This window comes from Roseovarius salincola, assembly GCF_026891095.1.
Lineage (GTDB): Bacteria > Pseudomonadota > Alphaproteobacteria > Rhodobacterales > Rhodobacteraceae > Roseovarius > Roseovarius salincola.
Genome location: NZ_JAPTNL010000006.1, coordinates 1 through 19,863 on the forward strand (window position 1 = coordinate 1; position 19,863 = coordinate 19,863).

General features: G+C 64.7%; 23 protein-coding genes and 1 tRNA gene. 18 read left to right on the top strand and 6 right to left on the bottom strand.

Features of this window, described 5'->3' with window-relative positions; all coding sequences use genetic code 11:
- A partial coding sequence (locus N5A93_RS08615; RefSeq protein WP_268954828.1) for a GTP-binding protein occupies window positions 1-98 on the bottom strand: 98 nt, incomplete at its 3' end.
- 110 nt (window positions 99-208) lie between these two features.
- Window positions 209-871, bottom strand: coding sequence for a hypothetical protein (locus tag N5A93_RS08620; protein WP_268954685.1), 663 nt, complete (start codon window positions 869-871; stop codon window positions 209-211).
- 134 nt (window positions 872-1,005) lie between these two features.
- On the opposite strand from N5A93_RS08620, the gene N5A93_RS08625 reads away from it, so the two are divergent.
- Window positions 1,006-2,361, top strand: a complete 1,356-nt coding sequence (locus N5A93_RS08625) for a cytochrome P450 (RefSeq protein ID WP_268954686.1) — start codon at window positions 1,006-1,008, stop codon at window positions 2,359-2,361.
- Window positions 2,362-2,432: 71 nt separating this feature from the next.
- Here N5A93_RS08625 and N5A93_RS08630 read toward each other — a convergent pair whose 3' ends face one another.
- From N5A93_RS08630 to N5A93_RS08645, 4 genes are all read right to left on the bottom strand, one after another.
- A complete protein-coding gene (locus N5A93_RS08630) occupies window positions 2,433-3,503 on the bottom strand; it encodes an acyltransferase family protein (protein WP_268954687.1) in 1,071 nt (356 codons plus the stop codon).
- Window positions 3,504-3,530: 27 nt separating this feature from the next.
- Complete coding sequence (locus N5A93_RS08635; RefSeq protein WP_268954688.1) at window positions 3,531-4,658, bottom strand: M48 family metallopeptidase; 1,128 nt, start codon at window positions 4,656-4,658, stop codon at window positions 3,531-3,533.
- On the bottom strand, window positions 4,658-5,851 hold the full coding sequence (locus N5A93_RS08640) for a DUF898 family protein (protein ID WP_268954689.1): 1,194 nt from the start codon (window positions 5,849-5,851) through the stop codon (window positions 4,658-4,660). Before N5A93_RS08640 ends, N5A93_RS08635 begins: the two co-directional genes overlap by 1 nt.
- A gap of 102 nt (window positions 5,852-5,953) precedes the next feature.
- A complete protein-coding gene (locus N5A93_RS08645; RefSeq protein WP_268954690.1) occupies window positions 5,954-8,404 on the bottom strand; it encodes a DNA topoisomerase IV subunit A in 2,451 nt (816 codons plus the stop codon).
- A 287-nt stretch (window positions 8,405-8,691) separates the two neighbouring features.
- Here N5A93_RS08645 and N5A93_RS08650 point away from each other — a divergent pair, with 287 nt between their 5' ends.
- The 17 genes from N5A93_RS08650 (at window position 8,692) to rplL (ending at window position 19,789) form a co-directional block, all read left to right on the top strand.
- Window positions 8,692-9,237 (top strand): SH3 domain-containing protein, encoded by a 546-nt coding sequence (locus tag N5A93_RS08650; protein ID WP_268954691.1) that lies wholly within the window; start codon window positions 8,692-8,694, stop codon window positions 9,235-9,237.
- A gap of 37 nt (window positions 9,238-9,274) precedes the next feature.
- Window positions 9,275-10,108: an SDR family NAD(P)-dependent oxidoreductase gene (locus tag N5A93_RS08655; RefSeq protein WP_268954692.1), complete on the top strand. Its 834-nt coding sequence runs from the start codon at window positions 9,275-9,277 to the stop codon at window positions 10,106-10,108.
- 91 nt (window positions 10,109-10,199) lie between these two features.
- Complete coding sequence (locus N5A93_RS08660) at window positions 10,200-10,409, top strand: twin transmembrane helix small protein (RefSeq protein WP_268954693.1); 210 nt, start codon at window positions 10,200-10,202, stop codon at window positions 10,407-10,409.
- Between the two features lies 1 nt (window position 10,410).
- On the top strand, window positions 10,411-10,983 hold the full coding sequence (locus N5A93_RS08665; RefSeq protein ID WP_268954694.1) for a cob(I)yrinic acid a,c-diamide adenosyltransferase: 573 nt from the start codon (window positions 10,411-10,413) through the stop codon (window positions 10,981-10,983).
- Between the two features lie 200 nt (window positions 10,984-11,183).
- Window positions 11,184-11,942, top strand: coding sequence for an electron transfer flavoprotein subunit beta/FixA family protein (locus tag N5A93_RS08670; protein WP_085817063.1), 759 nt, complete (start codon window positions 11,184-11,186; stop codon window positions 11,940-11,942).
- The gene (locus tag N5A93_RS08675; RefSeq protein ID WP_268954695.1) at window positions 11,942-12,868 is read left to right on the top strand and encodes an electron transfer flavoprotein subunit alpha/FixB family protein; all 927 of its coding nucleotides are present in this window, start codon (window positions 11,942-11,944) and stop codon (window positions 12,866-12,868) included. Before N5A93_RS08670 ends, N5A93_RS08675 begins: the two co-directional genes overlap by 1 nt.
- 347 nt (window positions 12,869-13,215) lie before the next feature.
- Complete coding sequence (locus N5A93_RS08680) at window positions 13,216-14,076, top strand: HTD2 family dehydratase (RefSeq protein WP_268954696.1); 861 nt, start codon at window positions 13,216-13,218, stop codon at window positions 14,074-14,076.
- A complete protein-coding gene (locus N5A93_RS08685) occupies window positions 14,073-15,311 on the top strand; it encodes a CoA transferase (RefSeq protein ID WP_268954697.1) in 1,239 nt (412 codons plus the stop codon). Before N5A93_RS08680 ends, N5A93_RS08685 begins: the two co-directional genes overlap by 4 nt.
- A 96-nt stretch (window positions 15,312-15,407) precedes the next feature.
- Window positions 15,408-15,483, top strand: a tRNA-Trp gene (locus N5A93_RS08690).
- A 209-nt stretch (window positions 15,484-15,692) separates the two neighbouring features.
- On the top strand, window positions 15,693-15,941 hold the full coding sequence (locus N5A93_RS08695; RefSeq protein ID WP_268954698.1) for a hypothetical protein: 249 nt from the start codon (window positions 15,693-15,695) through the stop codon (window positions 15,939-15,941).
- A 45-nt stretch (window positions 15,942-15,986) separates the two neighbouring features.
- On the top strand, window positions 15,987-16,316 hold the full coding sequence (locus N5A93_RS08700; RefSeq protein WP_268954699.1) for a hypothetical protein: 330 nt from the start codon (window positions 15,987-15,989) through the stop codon (window positions 16,314-16,316).
- Between the two features lie 93 nt (window positions 16,317-16,409).
- Window positions 16,410-16,607, top strand: a complete 198-nt coding sequence (secE, locus tag N5A93_RS08705) for a preprotein translocase subunit SecE (protein ID WP_268954700.1) — start codon at window positions 16,410-16,412, stop codon at window positions 16,605-16,607.
- A 191-nt stretch (window positions 16,608-16,798) separates the two neighbouring features.
- The gene (gene nusG, locus N5A93_RS08710) at window positions 16,799-17,332 is read left to right on the top strand and encodes a transcription termination/antitermination protein NusG (protein ID WP_268954701.1); all 534 of its coding nucleotides are present in this window, start codon (window positions 16,799-16,801) and stop codon (window positions 17,330-17,332) included.
- 106 nt (window positions 17,333-17,438) lie between these two features.
- Window positions 17,439-17,864 (top strand): 50S ribosomal protein L11, encoded by a 426-nt coding sequence (gene rplK / locus N5A93_RS08715; RefSeq protein WP_268954702.1) that lies wholly within the window; start codon window positions 17,439-17,441, stop codon window positions 17,862-17,864.
- Window position 17,865: 1 nt separating this feature from the next.
- The gene (gene rplA, locus N5A93_RS08720) at window positions 17,866-18,564 is read left to right on the top strand and encodes a 50S ribosomal protein L1 (protein ID WP_268954703.1); all 699 of its coding nucleotides are present in this window, start codon (window positions 17,866-17,868) and stop codon (window positions 18,562-18,564) included.
- A 250-nt stretch (window positions 18,565-18,814) separates the two neighbouring features.
- Window positions 18,815-19,333 (top strand): 50S ribosomal protein L10, encoded by a 519-nt coding sequence (gene rplJ / locus N5A93_RS08725; RefSeq protein WP_085815771.1) that lies wholly within the window; start codon window positions 18,815-18,817, stop codon window positions 19,331-19,333.
- A gap of 75 nt (window positions 19,334-19,408) precedes the next feature.
- Window positions 19,409-19,789, top strand: a complete 381-nt coding sequence (rplL, locus tag N5A93_RS08730) for a 50S ribosomal protein L7/L12 (protein ID WP_085815772.1) — start codon at window positions 19,409-19,411, stop codon at window positions 19,787-19,789.
- The last annotated feature ends 74 nt before the right edge of the window (window positions 19,790-19,863 follow it).

Consider the following 19,863-nt stretch of genomic DNA (forward strand, 5'->3'; position numbering starts at 1 on the left):
GTGATCGCCGCCGTCAGCGTCGTCTTGCCGTGGTCAACATGGCCGATCGTGCCAATGTTCACATGCGGTTTCGAACGGTCAAACTTTTCCTTTGCCATGTCTCTCGGGCGCCTTGTCCAGTTGGGGGGCCTGCCGGCCCGTTGGTTGTTCCGCGCGCCATTTATTGGCTTGCGGCGTGAAAATCAAGCGGTTCGTGATCTGCGCGGCGTCACCCGGCGGGTGGCGCGGCGGCGGTGTCATCCGGGGCGGGCGCGTCGCCACCCGCCGCCGATCTGTCTGCCGCGCCATCCGCCGTGTCGTCTGTCGTGTCGTCCGCCGTGGCGTCTGTGGCGCCGCTCTCGAACCAGCCATGCTCGTGGTTCTGCTGTTCCAGCCAGTTCTGGATCAGCTTGGCGGCGTTGCGGCTCAGGTTCTCGAGCTGCTTTTCCCTCGTCTGCGTCAGCCCCGAGCCCAGTATCGTGCTGCCCGAGACGCTTTCCATCACCGTCACCTGATGGGGTTCCTCGTTGAGTTTCGTCTGCATCGCGTCATCCCAGACCGTGACCTTGAGGATCAGGGCCGACTTGGGCGATGCGACCAGCGGAACCCCTGTGATCGCCAGAACATAGCCCTCGATGCTGACGCCGAGGTGATAGAGCCGCTCGCCCTCGTAGCGTCCGAAACGCTCGTCGATGGCGGTGGTCATGGCGGCGATCCATTCCTCCTTGCTGGCCTCGCGCGATGCGGGGCCTTTGGTCAGGTTCGGGGCCACCACAACGTTATGCCCGAGGCTGAAATCCCCCAGATAAGCGGGGGTTTTGTCGAGGTCGTTGGAATTGGTGCAGGCCGCCAGGCCGCCGAGCGCCGCCAGCAGGGCAAGAATGCGCAACATTGGGTATCCCTCTCACGAGTTCCTTTGCGTCCCGATACCGCAGCCACGCCCCACACGCAACGATTAGCCCCGATTTGCCCCGCGCGGGGGCACCGCCTATATCCTTGCATGAAGCCCTAGCGAGCGAGGCCGCGATGACATCCGCGCAGATTCCCGTCCATGTCCCCCTGGTGACCGAACCGATGGGCATCCTGGCCAGCCTTCAGGCCGCACGGCGCAACGTGCTGGCGATCATCCCGCGTATCGCGACGATGCAGCCGATGGTCTCGGGGCGGACCGGCAAGCGCTGGCACATGGTGATGGACCCCGGCGCGATCCGCCACATGCTGCTGGACCGGCTGGACGATTACCCCAAATCCGTGGTCACCAAGAACCTTCTGCGCCCGGCCATCGGCGAGTCGCTGTTCATCGCCGAGGGCGCGCATTGGCGCTGGCAGCGCCGCGTCGCCGCGCCGGTGTTCTCGCATCGCAACGTGATGAACCTGGCCCCGATCATGACCGCCGCCGCCGAGCGAAGCTGTGCGCGCATCGCCGCCGCCGGGCCGCGCGCCATCGACATGGCCGAGGACATGGTGCGCACGACCTTCGACGTGATCGCCGACGTGACCTTCTCGGGCGACGGGACATTCGATGCCGACGCGGTCCACCAGGGGATCGACGCGTATATTTCCGAGGCGGGAAAGGTCTCGCTTTTCGACATATTGGGTTTTCCCGATTGGGTGCCGCGACCGGGGCGGATGATCTCGGGCAATGCGGTGCGCCAGATGAAAGGCGTCGCCGATGCCGCTGTCGAGGCGCGCCGCGCGCGCGGGCCTGTCGGCGTGCCGGACCTGCTCGACCTGCTGCTGGAGGGCGAGGACCCCGAAACCAAGCGGCGCATGAACACCGCCGAGCTGCGCGACAACCTGCTGACCTTCATCGTGGCGGGTCATGAGACCACCGCGCTGACGCTGGGCTGGGCGCTCTATCTCTGCGCTTTCGATCAAGAGGTGCAGGATCGCGCCCGTGCCGAGGCGCAGGCGCTGTTGCAGGGGCGCGCGGCCACGGGCGAGGATGTCGCCAAGCTGCCCTATATCCGCATGATCATCGACGAGGCGCTGCGCCTTTACCCGCCCGCCGCGATGGTGTCGCGCACCGCCATGGCCGATGACACGCTGTGCGGGCGCGAGGTGAAGAAGGGCGATACGGTCATCATCCCGATCTATGCGCTGCATCGCAATCAGCTGCTCTGGGAGGAGCCGGACGCCTTTCGCCCCGAGCGGTTCAGCGATCGCAAGGCGATCGACCGTTATGCCTATCTGCCCTTCGGCGACGGGCCGCGCATCTGCATCGGCGCCAGCTTCGCCATTCAGGAGGCGGTGATCGTGCTGGCGACTCTGCTGTCGCGTTTCCGCTTCACGCCGGTGCCGGGGCGCGGGCCGGACCCGGTGATGATCCTGACGCTGCGCCCCGAGGGCGGGGTCTGGCTTGAGGCGGAGCCGGTCGGCTGAGGGCGCGCGTGACCCCGTCCCATCGAAAACCCGGACGCAATACCCGCGGGGCAGTCACGGTCCTGGCGCGTTTACGACCCGATCACGTATCTGGCGCGTGTCCCGAAGGCATGTTTCGCGGCGAGCACCACGCCCGCAGATCCGATGATCACGCCAACGCCCAGAAGAAGAGCGTATGCAGGTGGCACCGCGTGGCCCAGCCAGATTTCAAGCCGGTCGGTCAGCGTTCCATGAATGAAGAACATCCCGAAACTCAGCGGCGCAAGGAACTCGGCAAGACGCGTGATCGCGCTGTCCTGTTTCAGAACCACCATCAGAATACCCGTCAGCGCGAGCATGACAAAAACCTGGGCATCGCGGATCAGGCCACTATACATGCCGCCGGCGGCGATTCCCGCGACACAGACGACAACGGCCATGGGTAAAAACCGTTGCGCCATTTCGTTTGCCTGGCCTCCGTGCGTCCTCCAGAGCATGCCCATCAGATAGGCGCTTTGAAAATACATGAACTGGGTCACGGCGCCGGAATCGAATGACGGCCGCCCCATCAGCACTGAAAGAAGAAGAAACAACAGGGTCAGAACCGGAAGCAGCGCTTTTGTTTGCAGCAGATAGCGGTAGATGGGGAATGCGAGAAAGAACAGCACGACCATCGGAACGAACCAGAGCGGGCTCGCGACCGGATACCCGAGGAGATAATAGAGGTGCAGCGTGCCAATGTCGGATTTTATGGATGGATCGCGCGCAACCCCGGCGAGGAGGATCGCCGTTGTCAGGACAATGTAAGGCAGAAGCACATATTTCAGCTTTGCACCGAGATAACTGATGAACGTTTTGCCGGTCACCAGATGTGCAAACAGGAAGCCCGCGACAAATATGAAGATCCAGGTCGTACCACGCACGGCCATAAGCATGAAGCTTCCGGCGTTGGTCTCGAAAGTGACAACGAAGACGTGGCTCAGGATCACGAGGCATATCGCAACGCCCCGGAGTCTTTCGATCTCGGGTATGAAGCTGCCTCTGGTGTAGTTCAGGCAGGAATGGTCTTTTCGAGTATGCAACGACCCGGACTCTCTACAATTCGTATACACGTTCAGATTGCAATCGTGCCACCGATCCAGAATGTGGCTGTTTCTTGACATTTTAATGGGAACTGATCGCTGAACGAGTCAGCCGCAGATGCCCTTGAGCGCCGTCCATTGTGCCTTGCTCAGCACGGGGCGCGTGGTGCCCTGGGCGCGCGCGTTGTCGCGCGCGGCGCTGGCGCGGTCGGCGCTGGCGGGGTGGGTCGCGAAATAGGCGGGCAGTTGCGGCCCCTTGCCCTCGTCCTTGGCGAGCTCATCGAAAAACCCGGCCATCGCGGCGCTGTCGATCCCGGCCTCGTTCAGCATCTTCAGCGCGAAAGCATCCGCCTCGGCTTCGGCCTCGCGGGTATAGCTGGCCTGCATCAGCCGCTCGCCCAGGAACACGGCGATCGTGCCCCCGGTCACGTCGCCCAGCAGCATCGACAACAGCCCCGCCGACCCGGCGGCGCGCAGCGCGTGGCGGGTGGCGTCGCGCCGCTCCACATGGCCGATCTCATGCGCCAGCACGGCGGCCACCGCATCCGGGCCGCCGGATTTTTCAAGCAGGCCGCGCATCACCACCACCTGACCGCCGGGCGCGGCAAAGGCGTTGAGCATGTCGTGATCGAGAACCTTGACCTTGAGTTCGTATTGCAGATCCTGACCGCCGGTCAGCCGCGCGATCATCGCGTCCAGCGCGGCGCGCCCCGCAGGGTCTTCGCAGGTGAGATCGCCCAGCCTGGCAGCACCCAGCGCACGTTCGATCTGTGCGGTCACTGCCTTGCCGAAGGCCGCCTCGCGTTCGACCGGGATCAGCGTGGCCAGCGTGTCGGCCATGCGCGGCAGGATCACGAACAGGATCAGCGCCACAGCGGCCAGCGCCGCAACACCGCGCGTCAGCAGCTTGCGGGTGGTGCCGCGATGGAGGTCGCTGCGGTCAAGATCGGGACAGCGTGCGCGGATACGCGTGATCATCCGAGGGTCGGAAAGGGTCAGGCGGGCGGGGTCGCGGGGGGACTCGTCATCGCTGGGCGCATGGAGCGAAAGCGTCAGCGCATCGCGGCGCGCGTGATCGCCCTGCGCGCGCAGCCGCGCAAGCGGCCAGCGTTGTGGCGCATCAAGCGACGCGCCCGACAGGATCAGATCGCCCGCCGCCTCGTCGATGGTCACTTCGACCGGGTGTCGCCCGGCGCTCTGCCCGTCGAAATACGTCCCCGCAACGCTCCCCTGCATCAGATCGCGCCACCCACGTCGAGCGCATCGGCAAAGCCTTCGGCATCGGCGCCGGTGTCATATGCGCGCTGGCGGATATCGGCCAGCCTGTCGGCGCCCCGCACGCGGATCGAGCTGATCACATGGGCGATGACCGGCTGGGTGATCCACGCCAGCGAGAGCGCGCCGCCCATCAGCAGCGCCCCGAGGTAAAGCCCCGCCATCAGCACCAGCCCGACGATATGCCCCGGTCCCGGCGCCATCATTGCCGGGCCGACCACCATCGACGCAAGCGCCGCCAGCGCCGCAAAGGCGAGGCCCATGATCAGCGATACCACCAGCGACCCCACGATCACCAATCCGATGATCTTGCGGGTCTCGGGGCGCGCCTCGAAACGGATATCGCCGTCGAGCAGCTTGTGTTCGGTGAGGTAAATGAAGGCGCGCACCCGGTAGGATATGAACCCAACCATGGCCCAGACATAGCCAACCACGCTCAGCGCCCCGCCGATGAACGGCGATTGCAGCGCCAGCGCAAGGGCTCCCGCCAAAATGAGTCCCACACCGATCAGCAGATGCGTCATCGCCGGGTAAAGCGCGCCCCAGCGCCCCTCCTGCACGAAGCGGCCATCGCCATACCAGCTGCGGTCGGTCTTGTATTTCTCAAGCCAGAAGGTCTGGCGCGGCAGCAGGATGCCCAGCGTCACGATCGTCAGCAGCCAATGCCCCATCGCGCGCAGCGCATAGCCCCAGGCACCCTTCTCGGCGCCGAACCGCACCCCGCGCCAGCGGGTGCGCGCCAGCTTGTAGCGCCGCGCGCGGTATTGCGCAAAGAAGATCAGCGGCACAATCGCAAGGAAGGTCACATAGAGCCCCGCCATCTGCGCCAGCGCCATCTCCGCGCTGGTGGGTTCTGCGAACAGCGTCAGCCCGAAATAGAACAGGATCATCTGCACGACCCCGAGATAAACCGCCAGGATCACGATCGCGACGAGGAAGCCCAGGAATTTCTCGAGCCCGCTGCCGGTATATTCAAAGGCGTCGCCACCGCCATCGACCGAAGACCAGATATAGCGCCGGATCCGGGTCTTGCCCCAGAAGCGATAGATCCCCAGCGACAGCATGGTCAGCAGCGCCGTGACGAAGGCCAGCCCGAAGAGCGGGCCGCGCTGGCCTTGGTATCGTGCGTTGATGATCTGGTTGTCCTCGCTCATGTGCGACCCTCGCGATTTGCCTTGAAACTGAACCGGACACCCGTGCCACGGCGCGCAAACGCTACGCAATCATTGAGGAAACTTTGTGACGGCGCAACCGCGTCAGGTGAACCTGTTGTCCCGAGGGAAGCCCCTTGGCGCCATGCGCCCGGTGCCCGCACGTTTGCCGATCCATTCGGTCAGCTCGGTTTCGGTGCGGGTGCGCCCGGCCGGGTCGTGCCAGCTCAGCCCGTCGGCGAGGGTGAATGTGGTGGCGTCGCTGAGGCCCCCGTCCTTGTATTTCTGCAACCTGACGCCCTTGCCGCGCCCCATCTCGGGGAGTTCATCCAGCGCGAAGATCAGCACCTTGCGGTTCTCGCCCACGCAGGCGACATGATCGCCCGTCACCGGCTTGCAGACCTGTGCGCGCCCGTCGCCGCGCAGGTTGAGCACCTGCTTGCCGCTGCGGGTCTGGGCGATCACCTCTTCCTCGGGGACGACGAAACCGTCCCCCGCCGAAGACGCCACCAGCAGCTTGCGCCCCGGCTTGTGAATCAGCAGATCGACGATCCCGGCCTCGTTGGGCAGGTCCACCATCAGGCGCAGCGGTTCGCCCATGCCGCGCCCGCCGGGCAGGTTGGCGGCGCTGAGCGTGTAAAACCGCCCGTTGCTGCCAAAGACCAGCAGGCGGTCTGTGGTTTCGGCGTGGAACACGAAGCGCCCCTCGTCGCCATCCTTGAACTTAAGCTCGCGGCCAAGGTCGATATGGCCCGACATGGCGCGGATCCAGCCCATTTTCGAGCAGACCACGGTGATCGGCTCGCGGTCGATCATCGCCTCGAGCGGCACCTCCTCGACCTCGCCGGCCTCGGCGAACTGGGTGCGGCGCGCGCCCACGTTCCTGCCATCCAGCACATAGCCGCTGCCAAAGGTCTTTTTCACATCCTTGAGCTGCGTGGCGATGGAGTCCCATTGCAGGGTCTCGTCCTCCAGCAGGTCCTCGAGCCCCGCGCGCTCTTCCATCAGGGTGTCGCGCTCACGCAGGAGCGCGTCTTCCTCAAGGCGGCGCAGGCTGCGCAGGCGCATGTTGAGGATCGCCTCGGCCTGCACATCCGAAAGGCCGTTTTCGCGCCCGGCATAGCTGTGGGGCATCTCGCGCGGGGTGGCGGCGCTGCCTTCGCTTTCGGCCAGGATGCCCATCGCCTCGGCCTCGGCATCCGCGACCAGCACCAGCGACGCCAGGTCCACCCCGGCCAGCGGCGAGCGGTATTCACCCTCGTTCATGGCGCGTGTCAGGGTCGACTGGTGCAGGTTGCTCCAGTCCTCATACATCAGCGCGACCTTGGGGTCGTCGTCATAGCGGATGATCTCGATCACGCGGTCGAGGTTCAGGAAGGCGGTGACAAGCCCCTGCAGCACCTCGAGCCGGTTGTCGATCTTGGCCATGCGGAAGCGGCTGCGCCGGATCAGCACCTCGCGGCGGAAATCGAGGAAGGCGCGCAGCACTTCCTTCAACGAGCACACGCGCGGCGTGACCCCGTCGACCAGCACGTTCATGTTGAGGCTGAAGCGCAGTTCCAGGTCGGAATTGCGGAACAGCATGTTCATCAGCACCTGCGGATCCACGTTCTTGGAGCGCGGTTCCAGCACCATGCGCACGTCATCGGCGCTTTCGTCGCGGATATCGGCCAGGATCGGCACCTTCTTGGTCTGGATCAGCTCGGCCAGCTTTTCCACGAGGCGGGATTTCTGCACCTGGTAGGGGATTTCGGTGACGACGATCTGCCATTGACCGCGGCCGAGATCCTCGACCTCCCATTTGCAGCGCAGCCGGAACGCGCCGCGCCCGGTGCGATAGGCCTGGGCGATGTTCTCGCGCGGCTCGACGATCACGCCGCCGGTGGGGAAGTCGGGGCCAGGTATGTAGTTGAGCAGCGTGTCGTCGCGCGCATCGGGCACCTTGATCAGATGGAGGCAGGCGTCGATCAGCTCGGCGATATTATGGGGCGGGATGTTGGTGGCCATGCCCACGGCGATCCCCGAAGAGCCATTGGCCAGAAGGTTGGGAAATGAGGCCGGCAGCACGATGGGTTCACGCAGCGTGCCGTCGTAATTGTCGCGGAAATCGACGGCGTTCTCGTTGAGGCCTTCCAGCATGGCTTCGGCCACGGCGGTCATGCGCGCCTCGGTGTAGCGGCTGGCGGCGGGGTTGTCGCCGTCGATATTGCCGAAATTGCCCTGACCGTCGACCAGCGGGTAACGCACCGCGAAATCCTGCGCCAGGCGCGCCATGGCGTCATAGATCGCGGCATCGCCATGCGGGTGGTAATTGCCCATCACGTCGCCGCTGATCTTGGCGGATTTGCGAAAACCCCCGGTGCTGGACAGGCGCAGCTCGCGCATGGCGAAGAGGATGCGGCGATGTACGGGTTTCAGCCCGTCGCGCGCATCAGGCAGCGCGCGGTGCATGATCGTGCTCAGCGCATAGGTCAGGTAGCGCTCGCCGATGGCGCGGCGCAGCGGCTCGGCAAATTCGGTAACGGGCTCGGCCCCGTCGTCGGTCAGGTCGCTCATGCTGCTCTTGATACCTTCTGGACGGGGATCATGACCAGCCCCCGCCGCGTGTCTGTCGCTGGCGACACGTAAACAGCGGGAGGGGGGCGAAGGTCAAGCCCGCCGCTGCGCGCAAGGGTCAGGTAAAGTCACATGCAGCCAAAAAGAGATCATTCCCAGGGTTTTCCCCGCAAGAGCTGGACCGAATCGGGTATACAGTCCGGGCTGTCGCACCCGCTTCTGCCGCAGGTGCCTGTTAAGACAGCTTTTTGAACGACTTTTCGTGTGGGTTAAGGGGGGGATGCGCAATGTGGCGCTTTATTCTGGTGAGCTTCGCCTTTCTGGGCTGGTCATTTTACGAACTCAGCGGCGGTGCCGATTATGAGCCGCGCACCAATTCCATTCAGGCCCGCGCCAAGCTGGGGGATCCGCGCCCCGTAGCGCGCCCGGTGCGCACGCAGGAGCCCCGCGTTGCGCAGGCGCCGGACATCGGCGCGGCGGATGCCGTCGCGCGTGGCCTTTCCGACCTCACCAGCACGCCAACCGGCGGTGTGAAGGTCGCGCTTGCGGCGGACGGTGCCTCGGGCGAAAGCGAGGTCATCACCGCCGTGGCGCATAACGTCGTCACCCGCAGCGTGGCTCAAGCGCCGCAGCGGGACCTGCGCGAGGTGGCGGCCAGCCGGGTCAACATGCGTGCCGGTCCCGGCACGCGGTATGACCGGATCGCGCGGCTGGAACGAGGCGACCAGGTGGCGGTGCTGCGCGCACCCGGCAATGGCTGGGTGAAGCTGCGGGTGGTTGAATCCGGTCGCGTCGGATGGATGGCCGAAAGGCTGGTCACGGTGTCAAACTGATTGCATCGCTCCTGCACCCCGGTCATAGCTTGCCCGCATGAATCAGCGTTCGATCCTGATTACCGGCTGTTCCTCGGGTATCGGCCTTGACGCCGCGCACGGGCTGCACGCCCGCGGCTGGCGCGTCTTTGCCGCCTGCCGCGCAGCCGAGGATTGCGCGCGGCTGCGAGAACAGGGATTTGAAAGCCCGCTGATCGACTATCAGGACAGCGCCAGCATCGCGAGCGGGCTTGCCGAGGTGCTCAAGGCCACCGGCGGCAGGCTCGATGCGCTGTTCAACAACGGCGCTTTCGCCTGTCCCGGCGCGGTCGAGGACCTGCCCACCGACGCGATCCGCGCGCTGTTCGAGGCGAATGTCTTTGGCTGGCACGAACTGACCCGGCAGGTGATCCCGGTGATGCGCGCGCAGGGCGCGGGGCGGATCGTGCAATGCTCGTCGGTCCTGGGCCTTGTCACGCTGCCATGGCGCGGCGCTTATAATGCGTCGAAATTCGCGATCGAGGGGCTGAGCGACACGCTGCGCATCGAAATGCGCGGCACCGGCATCCATGTCATCCTGATCGAGCCGGGGCCGATCACGTCCAGGATCCGCGTCAATTCCATCCCCCATTTCGAACGCTGGATCGACTGGGAATCGTCGCCGCGTGCCGAGCAGTATCGCGACCGGCTCAGACCGCGGCTGTACAAGGACACCGGCAAGCCCGACCTGTTCGAGCGCGCGCCCTCGGCGGTGACGCGCAAGCTCGTGCATGCGCTGGAATCACCGCGCCCGCGCCCGCGATATTATGTCACCGTGCCGACCCACCTGATGGGCACGCTGCGCCGCCTTCTGCCGACGCGCGCGCTTGACTGGGTGCTGTCGCGGGGCTGAATGCCGCGCCGCCCGGGGACAAAAATCGCTTTCGCTTTTTCGCCACGGCACCCTACATGGGGCCAAGACGCGATTCGAAGGATGACGCCCGATGCTCACTGATCCGCTTTTCATCATCGTTGTCGCCGCCTGCCTTGGCGTCGCGGTCATCCTGGTGCTGGGCATCAGCACCTTCGGCAAGGAAGGCGCCGAGAACGGCAAACGCGCAAACAAGCTGATGCGCTGGCGCATCGGGGCGCAGTTCGTGGCGGTGATTCTGATCCTGCTTTTCGTTTATATCCGCAGACAGGGGGGACAATGACATGGTGGTCCTGAACAAAATCTACACCCGCACCGGCGACAAGGGCGATACCGCGCTTGGCAATGGCGCGCGCGTGGCCAAGCATTCGATGCGGGTCACGGCCTATGGCACCGTCGACGAGGTGAACGCGACGCTGGGCCTTGCCCGCCTGCATGCCACCGGCGAGACAGACGCCGCGCTGGCGCGCATCCAGAACGACCTGTTCGATCTTGGTGCCGATCTGTGCCGCCCTGACATGGACAAGGACGACGAGGCCGAATACGCGCCGTTGCGCGTTTCGGACAATCAGGTGACGCGGCTCGAGACCGAGATCGACACGATGAACAAGGCGCTCGAACCGCTGCGCAGTTTCGTTCTGCCGGGTGGCACCACGCTGGCGGCCTATCTGCACCTGTGCCGCACCGTGTCGCGCCGCGCCGAGCGCCTGTCGGTCGAACTGGCCGCCGAGGAGCATGTGAATCCCGCAGCGGTCAGATATCTCAACCGGCTCAGCGACTGGTTTTTCGTCGCCGCGCGGGTGTCGAATGACGGCGGCGCGCGCGACGTCCTGTGGCAGCCCGGCGCGAACCGCTGACGCCCGTTCGGCGCGCGCCCATGCCCGCCTTGCCCTGATGCGCCCGATTTTTTCGCATCCCTTCCGCAAACGCGGCGTCGCCGGACGCAAACATGACGATTTTGCCCTGTTTCCCGGCGTTACAAACCAGTAAGAACGCCGGGGAGAGTATCGGGAACGGTCGCTTTAAGACTGTTCCGCCAATCTGAGGAGACCACGCAATGAAGGTGCTTGTGCCTGTGAAACGCGTGATCGACTACAACGTGAAGGTCCGTGTGAAGGCGGACGGATCGGGTGTCGATCTTGCGAATGTCAAAATGTCGATGAACCCCTTTGACGAGATCGCCGTCGAAGAGGCCATCCGCCTCAAGGAGGCCGGAAAGGCCGAAGAGGTGATCGCCGTGTCGATCGGCGTCAAGCAGGCCCAGGAAACGCTGCGCACCGCGCTGGCAATGGGCGCTGACCGGGCGATCCTGGTCGTGGCCGCCGATGACGTGCATACCGATATCGAACCGCTGGCCGTGGCCAAGATCCTCGCCAAGGTCGTCGAAGAGGAACAGCCCGGTCTTGTGCTGACGGGCAAGCAGGCGATCGACAACGACATGAACGCCACCGGTCAGATGCTTTCGGCACTGCTGGGCTGGAGCCAGGCGATGTATGCCAACAATATCGACATCGAGGGCGACCATGCGGTCGTCACCCGCGAGGTCGATGGCGGCTTGCAGACGATCAAGGTCAAGATGCCGACCATCATTTCGGCCGACCTGCGCCTCAACGAGCCGCGCTATGCGTCCTTGCCCAACATCATGAAGGCCAAGAAGAAGCCGCTCGATGAAAAGACGGCCGAGGATTACGGCGTCGACGTGACCCCGCGCCTGCAAATCGTCGAGACCACCGAGCCCGAAGCCCGCCAGGCCGGCGAGATCGTGCCGGACGTGGACACGCTGGTTGCGAAACTCAAAGAGAAGGGGGCTGTGTGATGGCTGTTCTTGTTCTTGCCGAAGTCAATGACGGAACCCTGGCGATGGACGCCACCGCCAAGGCCGTGACCGCCGCCGCCAAGCTGGGCGACGTGACCGTGCTGTGTGCCGGGGCCACCTGCGCCGGTGCCGCCGACGAGGCCGCCACGATAGAGGGCGTCGCCAAGGTGCTTTGCGCCGAGGATGCGCTTTACGGGCACCGCCTTGCGGAACCCGTGGCGCAGCTGGTGGCCGATCTTGCCGCTGATTACGACCATGTCGTCGCGCCCGCCACCACGGATGCCAAGAACATCCTGCCGCGCGTCGCCGCGCTGCTGGATGTGATGGTCATCACCGACGCCTCGGGCGTGGTCGATGCCGACACGTTCGAGCGTCCGATCTATGCCGGGAACGCGATCCAGAAGGTGAAATCCTCGGATGCCAAGAAGGTCGTCAGCTTCCGCACCTCGACATTCGATGCGGCGGGCACCGGCAATTCCGCGCCCGTCGAAAAGATCGGCGCCGCCGCCGATCCGGGCCTGTCGGAATGGGTCGAGGACAAGGTCGCCGAAACCGACCGCCCGGAACTCACCTCGGCGGGTATCGTCGTGTCGGGTGGCCGTGGCGTCGGCTCGGAAGAGGATTTCGCGATGATCGAGAAGCTGGCCGACAAGCTGGGCGCCGCCGTCGGCGCGTCCCGCGCGGCGGTCGACTCGGGCTTTGCCCCCAACGACTGGCAGGTCGGGCAGACCGGCAAGGTCGTGGCTCCCGCGCTTTACATCGCCGTGGGCATATCGGGCGCGATCCAGCACCTTGCGGGGATGAAGGATTCCAAGATCATCGTCGCCATCAACAAGGACGAAGAAGCGCCGATCTTCCAGGTCGCCGATTATGGCCTCGTGGCCGACCTCTTTGCCGCCGTGCCGGAACTGACCGAGAAGCTCTGAGCTGCGCCCGAACCGACAAGACGAGAGGCCCGCCATCCCGGCGGGCCTTTTTCGTGGCGAGGGTCGGGAAGCGGGGCGGAAAGTCGGCTGTCGCGCCCTGACCGGGTCAATCCGCCGCAAGGGGGCATGGCGCCCGGAGGACCGTTTTCACATGCAGAAACCGGCAACCAAAAGCCACGAAGCAGAATGGCGCGCGGGCCGGATTCCCGATGCAAAACAACGGCAAGCGGGATTTTTCTGCGCCTGCGAAATCCGGCTCTGCATACGATGGTATTCATGTAAGTTATTGATATATTGACTTTTTTCGGAATTTCCGCACCCTTGGCCTCATCAAGGGAGAGGCATCTATGGATCAGCTCAATGTCAGCGCATGGGAAGGGCGTGCCGAATGTCGCCATGGCGTCGTCAGCGAGGCCCAGGCGGCGCAGATTCACGCCACGCTGGGCGCGCCGGGCAGCCCGCCGCCGCGTGAGGGCGAGGCGATGGCGCCGCTCTGGCATTGGTGCGCGTTCAATCCGACGGCGCCCCAGGAGGAGTTGGCGCGCGACGGGCACCCCGCGCCGGGGGGTTTTCTGCCGCCGCTGCGCCTTGAGCGGCGGATGTGGGCCAGCGGCAACCTGACCTTCGGCGCGCCGCTGCGTGTGGGCGAGCGGCTGACCAAGCATTCCTTCATCAGTCGGGTGGCCGAGAAAGAAGGCAAGACCGGGCCGATGGTGCTGGTGTCGGTGGATCACCGGATTCATGGCGAGCGCGGGCTGGCGATCGAGGAGCGCCAGCACATCGTCTATCTCGACATCCCCGACAGGTTCCGCCCGCCCGCCACGCGGCCTCTGCCCGAAACACCGGCGCTTCATGAGCAGATTACGCTGAGCGAGGCGCTGCTGTTTCGCTACTCGGCGCTGACCTTCAACGCGCATCGCATTCATTACGACCTGCCCTATGCCCGCGACGTCGAGCACTACCCCGGCCTCGTGGTCCATGCCCCGTTGCAGGCAAGCTGGCTGATCCGGGCGGCAAGCGCCCACAAGGGCCGCCCGCCGCGCCATTTCGATTTCCGCGCGGTGCATCCTGTTTTCCTGAGCCCCGGCGACAGCCGCGATCTTGAGATCATGGGCGAGGAGGACGAGACCGGCGCGCTGAACCTGTGCAGCGGCCAACAGGGTCATCAGGGCATGCAGGCCACAGCCATCTGGGAGGAAACGGTATGAACAGGATGTTGAACGGAATGCGCGTGGTCGAAGGATCGGCCTTCGTGGCGGTTCCGCTGGCGGGAATGACGCTGGCGCAGATGGGCGCCGAGGTGATCCGCTTCGACCGGATCGAAGGCGGGCTTGATGCGGGGCGCTGGCCATTGGCGCCATCGGGGCAAAGCCTGTTCTGGGCGGGGCTCAACAAGGGCAAGAAATCCGTCGCGGTCAATATGCGCAGCCCCGAGGGGCAGGAGTTGGTGACGCGGATCATCACCGCGCCGGGCAAGGATGCGGGCATGTTCCTGACCAATCTGCGGGTGCGCGGCTGGATGGATCACGAAACGCTGAGCCAGCACCGGCGCGACCTGATCATGGTCACGCTGATGGGTGACAGGCAGGGCCGCCCCCAGGTGGATTACACCGTCAACCCGGCGCTGGGCATCCCGGACATGACCGGCCCCGAGGGCCATGACGCGCCGGTGGCCGGGGCGCTGCCGGCCTGGGATCTGATCGCGGGCAACATGGTTGTGTCGTCGCTTCTGGCCGCCGAGCGTCATCGCCTGCGCCACGGTGAGGGGCAGGAGGTGGAGATCGCTCTCAAGGACGTGGCGGCGGCGACGATCGGCCATCTGGGCATGATCGGCGATGCAGTGGTGAACGGCGCGGATCGTGGCAAGGCGGGCAATGCGCTTTATGGTGCCTATGGTCAGGATTTCACCTGTGCCTGCGGGCGCCGGGTGATGGTGATCGGGCTGACGGGGCGGCAATGGGGCGGTCTTGTGAAGGCCACCGACAGCGGCGAGGCGATGGAGGCGCTGGCGCGGGAAAGCGGGCGCGATCTGCGCGACGAGGGTGCGCGCTGGGAATTGCGCCACGAGATCACGGCGCTGCTTCGCCCCTGGTTCGCGGCGCGACGGGTCGAGGATTTTGCGGAGGAGTTCGAGAAACGCGGTCTGACCTGGTCGGTTTTTCGAAGCGTGCGGGAGGCGCTGCGCGAGGATCCCGACCTGAGCGAGGCGAACCCGATGTTCTCGATGCTGGACCAGCCCGGCCTTGGGCGCTTTCCGGTGCCGGGTCATCCCGGCGCCTTCTCGGCGCGCCCACGCATCAGGCCCGAACCGGCCCCCGCGCTGGGCCAGCACACCGAGGAGATCCTGGGTGATGTGGCGCGCCTGAGCGAGACCGAGATCGCGCAGCTTTTCGACAAGGGGGTCGTGCAAAGCCCGCGCCATGCGGCGCGTTCGGCCGCCTGAACCGGGGCGTGGCGCGAAGATTGGCCGCGGCGTGAGAAAAACGCGCCAATGCGGCTTGATTCCCGGCAAGCGATGGCGTAATCCCGCGCTTGGCGTAGGGGTATAGCTCAGCTGGTAGAGCGACGGTCTCCAAAACCGTAGGTCGCGGGTTCGAGCCCTGCTGCCCCTGCCAACCAACCTTTCCAATCATGAATATCCGCTGGAACAGGGCCGCCGCCTGAGCGGGTGTCGGGCTGTGCGGGCAATGAGTGCGCGCCGCAAATCCGCCGCAGTTGCGCCGTTCTTCTGCCACGGTCCGGCCTTAGAGATGACGTGAATGCCGCCGGCCCGGAGCCGGGGGTCCTTTTCTGCGTGGGGGCGTGGAATGGAATGCGTGCTGTCATGAGCGAAGATCCGACATATCGCGGCGATGAACTGCCACGGGATGCGCACGGCGTGCCGCATGCGCGCGGCGCGGGCCTTGATGCGCCCGACAGCGCGCGGGACATGATCCGCAAGGTGATGCAGGAAGACGACCGCCCGACCCGCCACAAGCGCCTGCCGAAACTGGAGCCGCCTGAGCCCGCGCCCGCGCGCGCCCGGCGGCGGGGCAGGGACAGGGCGGCCAATGCCGCGCCGCGCCGCCGTTAAAGGCTGCGCGCGGGCCATGTCTGGCTGCTGGCGATTGCGCTGGTGATGGTCTGGAAGCCGCTTTTGCTGCCGCTGATCGTGCTGGTCGCCTTCTGGATCGCGCTGGTCTGTTATCTGACCCTGGGTCACGAGCGGGTGGCGGCGGCCTGCGCGCGAATGTGGTCAAGGTTCGCGGCGCGCTGGCCCGCACGCGCCGCGCGGGTGCGCCATCGGGGTGATGCATTGGCCCTTTGGTGGGACGGTGTGCTGGACCGTCTGCCCGAGAAATGGGCCGCGCGGCTGGCGCTGCCGGACCTTTCGGGAGATGCGCCGGGCCTGCCCGAGGATGCGCCAGACCCGTTCGAGAGGCTTGCCGCGCGCAACCGCGAATGCTGAGCGCCGGGGGCGGGGGCGTCAGAGCCCTTGAATTCGCGGGCATGGCCGCGTATGTCGCCGGTCAAGCGATCAAACGAGAGAAGAACAGCGCCCATGGCACGCACCAATCCGCTTCAATTCATTCAGCAGGTCCGCGCAGAGGTGGCCAAGGTGATCTGGCCGACGCGCCGCGAGGTGCTGCTGACCACGGTCATGGTCCTGATCATGGCGGCGCTGACGGCCGTGTTCTTTGCGCTGGTCGATCTGGGTATCCGCAGCGGGTTGCAGGGTATCCTGTCCCTGTTCGGCTGAAGACCAAGAAAATCCTGCGCTGGCCCTTGAATCCAAGGGCGATCACGGGTAATTGGCGGCACACTCCGGAACATGGCGCGCGGCGAATCAGGTTGCGCGCCGATTTTTGTTTCGGGGACTTTGGGTGAAAGCCCAGGAAATTCAAGGCTTTCGGCCTGTCTCGGCCGGCAAACGACAAGGGCATCTCGAATATGGCGAAGCGGTGGTACTCGGTCAGTGTTCTCTCGAACTTCGAGAAGAAAATCGCCGAGCAGATCAGGCAATCCGTAGCCGAGCAGAATCTCGAAGAGGATATCGACGAGGTTCTGGTGCCCACCGAAGAGGTGATCGAGGTGCGCCGCGGCAAGAAAGTGACGGCAGAGCGCCGCTTCATGCCGGGTTACGTGCTGGTGCATATGGAGATGTCGGACAAGGGCTATCACCTGATCAACTCGATCAACCGCGTGACCGGCTTCCTTGGTCCGCAGGGCCGCCCGATGCCGATGCGCGATGCCGAGGTGAACACGATCCTGAATCGCGTCCAGGAGGGCGAGGATTCGCCGCGCACCCTGATCCATTTCGAGGTGGGCGAGAAGGTCAAGGTCAACGACGGCCCGTTCGAGGATTTCGACGGGATGGTCGAGGAAGTGGACGAAGACAACCAGCGCCTCAAGGTGACGGTGTCGATCTTTGGCCGGGAAACCCCGGTGGAACTGGAATTCACGCAGGTCACCAAGCAGGTCTGACGTGTGAACCGTGGGAGGCGAGGGTGCCGCGGCATCCGGACCGGACCACACGACTGAGACCCCGAAGGGCGCGCCCCGAGGGGAGTTGGAAAGAAGGAGAGGCCAGATGGCCAAGAAACTCGCAGGCAAGATGAAGCTGCAAGTGCCCGCAGGTCAAGCGAACCCGTCCCCCCCCGTGGGTCCGGCGCTGGGTCAGCGCGGCATCAACATCATGGAATTCTGCAAGGCGTTCAACGCCAAGACGCAGGACATGGAACCCGGTGCCCCGTGCCCGACGCTGATCACCTATTATCAGGACAAGTCCTTTGAAATGGACATCAAGACGCCCCCCGCGTCCTATTACCTGAAAAAGGCCGCCAAGCTGAAATCCGGCTCCAAGACGCCCGGCCGCGATACCGCGGGCAGCGTCAGCACCAAGCAGGTGCGCGAGATCGCGGAAGCGAAGTGGAAAGACCTGAACGCGAACGACGTCGAAGCCGCGATGAAGATCATTCTCGGCAGCGCGCGCTCCATGGGCATCGAGGTGAAATAAGATGGCAAAGCTTGGAAAACGTATCCGCGCCGCCCGTGAAGCATTCGCCGGCAAGGAAGAATTGAGCGTCGAAGAGGCCGTGGCCCTGATCAAGGCCAACGCGAAGGCCAAGTTCGACGAGACGATCGAGATATCGATGAACCTGGGTGTCGATCCGCGCCACGCCGACCAGATGGTCCGCGGCGTCGTCGGCCTGCCCAACGGCACCGGCAAGGACGTGCGCGTCGCCGTGTTCGCCCGTGGTGCCAAGGCCGAAGAGGCACAGGCCGCGGGGGCCGACATCGTCGGCGCCGAGGATCTGATGGAAACCGTTCAGGGCGGTACGATCGAGTTCGATCGCTGCATCGCCACGCCGGACATGATGCCGATCGTCGGTCGTCTGGGCAAGGTTCTTGGCCCGCGCAACCTGATGCCGAACCCCAAGGTCGGCACGGTCACCATGGACGTGGCCGAGGCGGTCAAGAACGCCAAGGGCGGTGAAGTGCAGTTCAAGGCCGAGAAGGCCGGTGTGGTTCACGCCGGTGTCGGCAAGGCGTCCTTTGACGAGGGCAAGCTGGTCGAGAACGTGCGCGCCTTCGTGGCCGCCGTGTCCAAGGCCAAGCCGACCGGTGCAAAGGGCACCTACATGAAGAAGATCTCGCTGACCTCGACCATGGGGCCGGGTGTCAGCATCGACGTGAACAACGCCGCGGCGGAATGAGATGAGAATTTGCGCCGGCCCTTCGGGGCCGGGGCGAATGGCGGGGCCGTTTTCCGGCACCGTCCTGTCCGAGATGGAGGGTTGGGCGAGCGCCCTATAATTCCTTCCTGAGATGGGGAACGAGATGAGATTCAGCGAAGGCCGTTGCCTTCGGGTGATCTTTGGCTCGGGACCCTGACTTTGGACCCGAACGGCGGGGTAACCCGCCAAAACTGAGCCGGGGGGAAACCCCCCAAACTGGAGTGAAACTGTGGATAGAGCCCAGAAAGAGAAAGTGGTCGAGGAACTCGGCCAGATCTTCGAAAGCTCTGGCGTCGTAGTGGTAGCCCACTACGCGGGTCTGACAGTTGCCGAGATGCAGGATCTTCGTGCGCGCGCCCGCGCCGCCGAGGCATCCGTTCGCGTCGCCAAGAACAGGCTCGCCAAGATCGCCCTTGAGGGCAAGCCGTGCGAAAGCATTGCTGGCTTCCTTTCGGGTATGACCGTTCTGACCTATTCCGAAGACCCCGTGTCCGCCGCCAAGGTGGCCGAGGGTTTCGCCAAGGACCACTCGAAATTCGAGATCCTCGGCGGGGCAATGGGAACGGACGCTCTGGACCGTGCCGGTGTCAAAGCCGTGTCCGACATGCCTTCGCGCGAAGAGCTTCTTGCTCAGATCGCCGGTATGCTGGGCGCACCCGCTTCGAACATCGCCGGTGCAATTGGCGCACCTGCTTCGAACATCGCGAGCATCCTTTCGACCATCGAAGAGAAGGCCGAAGCCGCGTAAGCAAGGCAACTGGAATATCCGCGTATGGGTCCAGGCCCGACGTTGGAACACATCTTAAATGGAAAGAGCTGAACAATGGCTGATCTGAAAAAACTTGCTGAAGAGATCGTTGGACTGACGCTTCTCGAAGCACAAGAACTGAAAACCATCCTGAAAGACGAATACGGCATCGAGCCCGCCGCTGGCGGCGCGGTCATGATGGCTGGCCCTGCTGGCGACGCTGGCGGTGCAGAAGCCGAAGAGCAGACCGAATTCGACGTCATCCTGAAATCGGCCGGTGCCTCCAAGATCAACGTGATCAAGGAAGTCCGCGCGATCACCGGTCTGGGCCTGAAAGAAGCCAAGGATCTGGTCGAAGCCGGTGGCAAGGCCGTCAAGGAAGGCGTCTCGAAGGACGAAGCCGAAGAGCTGAAGACGAAGCTCGAAGAAGCTGGCGCCGAGATCGAACTCAAGTAATCGGCGTTCCGGGGTGAGCCCGGTTGAAAACATGAGGCTGGGTCCGGACTACCGGGCCCAGCCGAACCTATCTT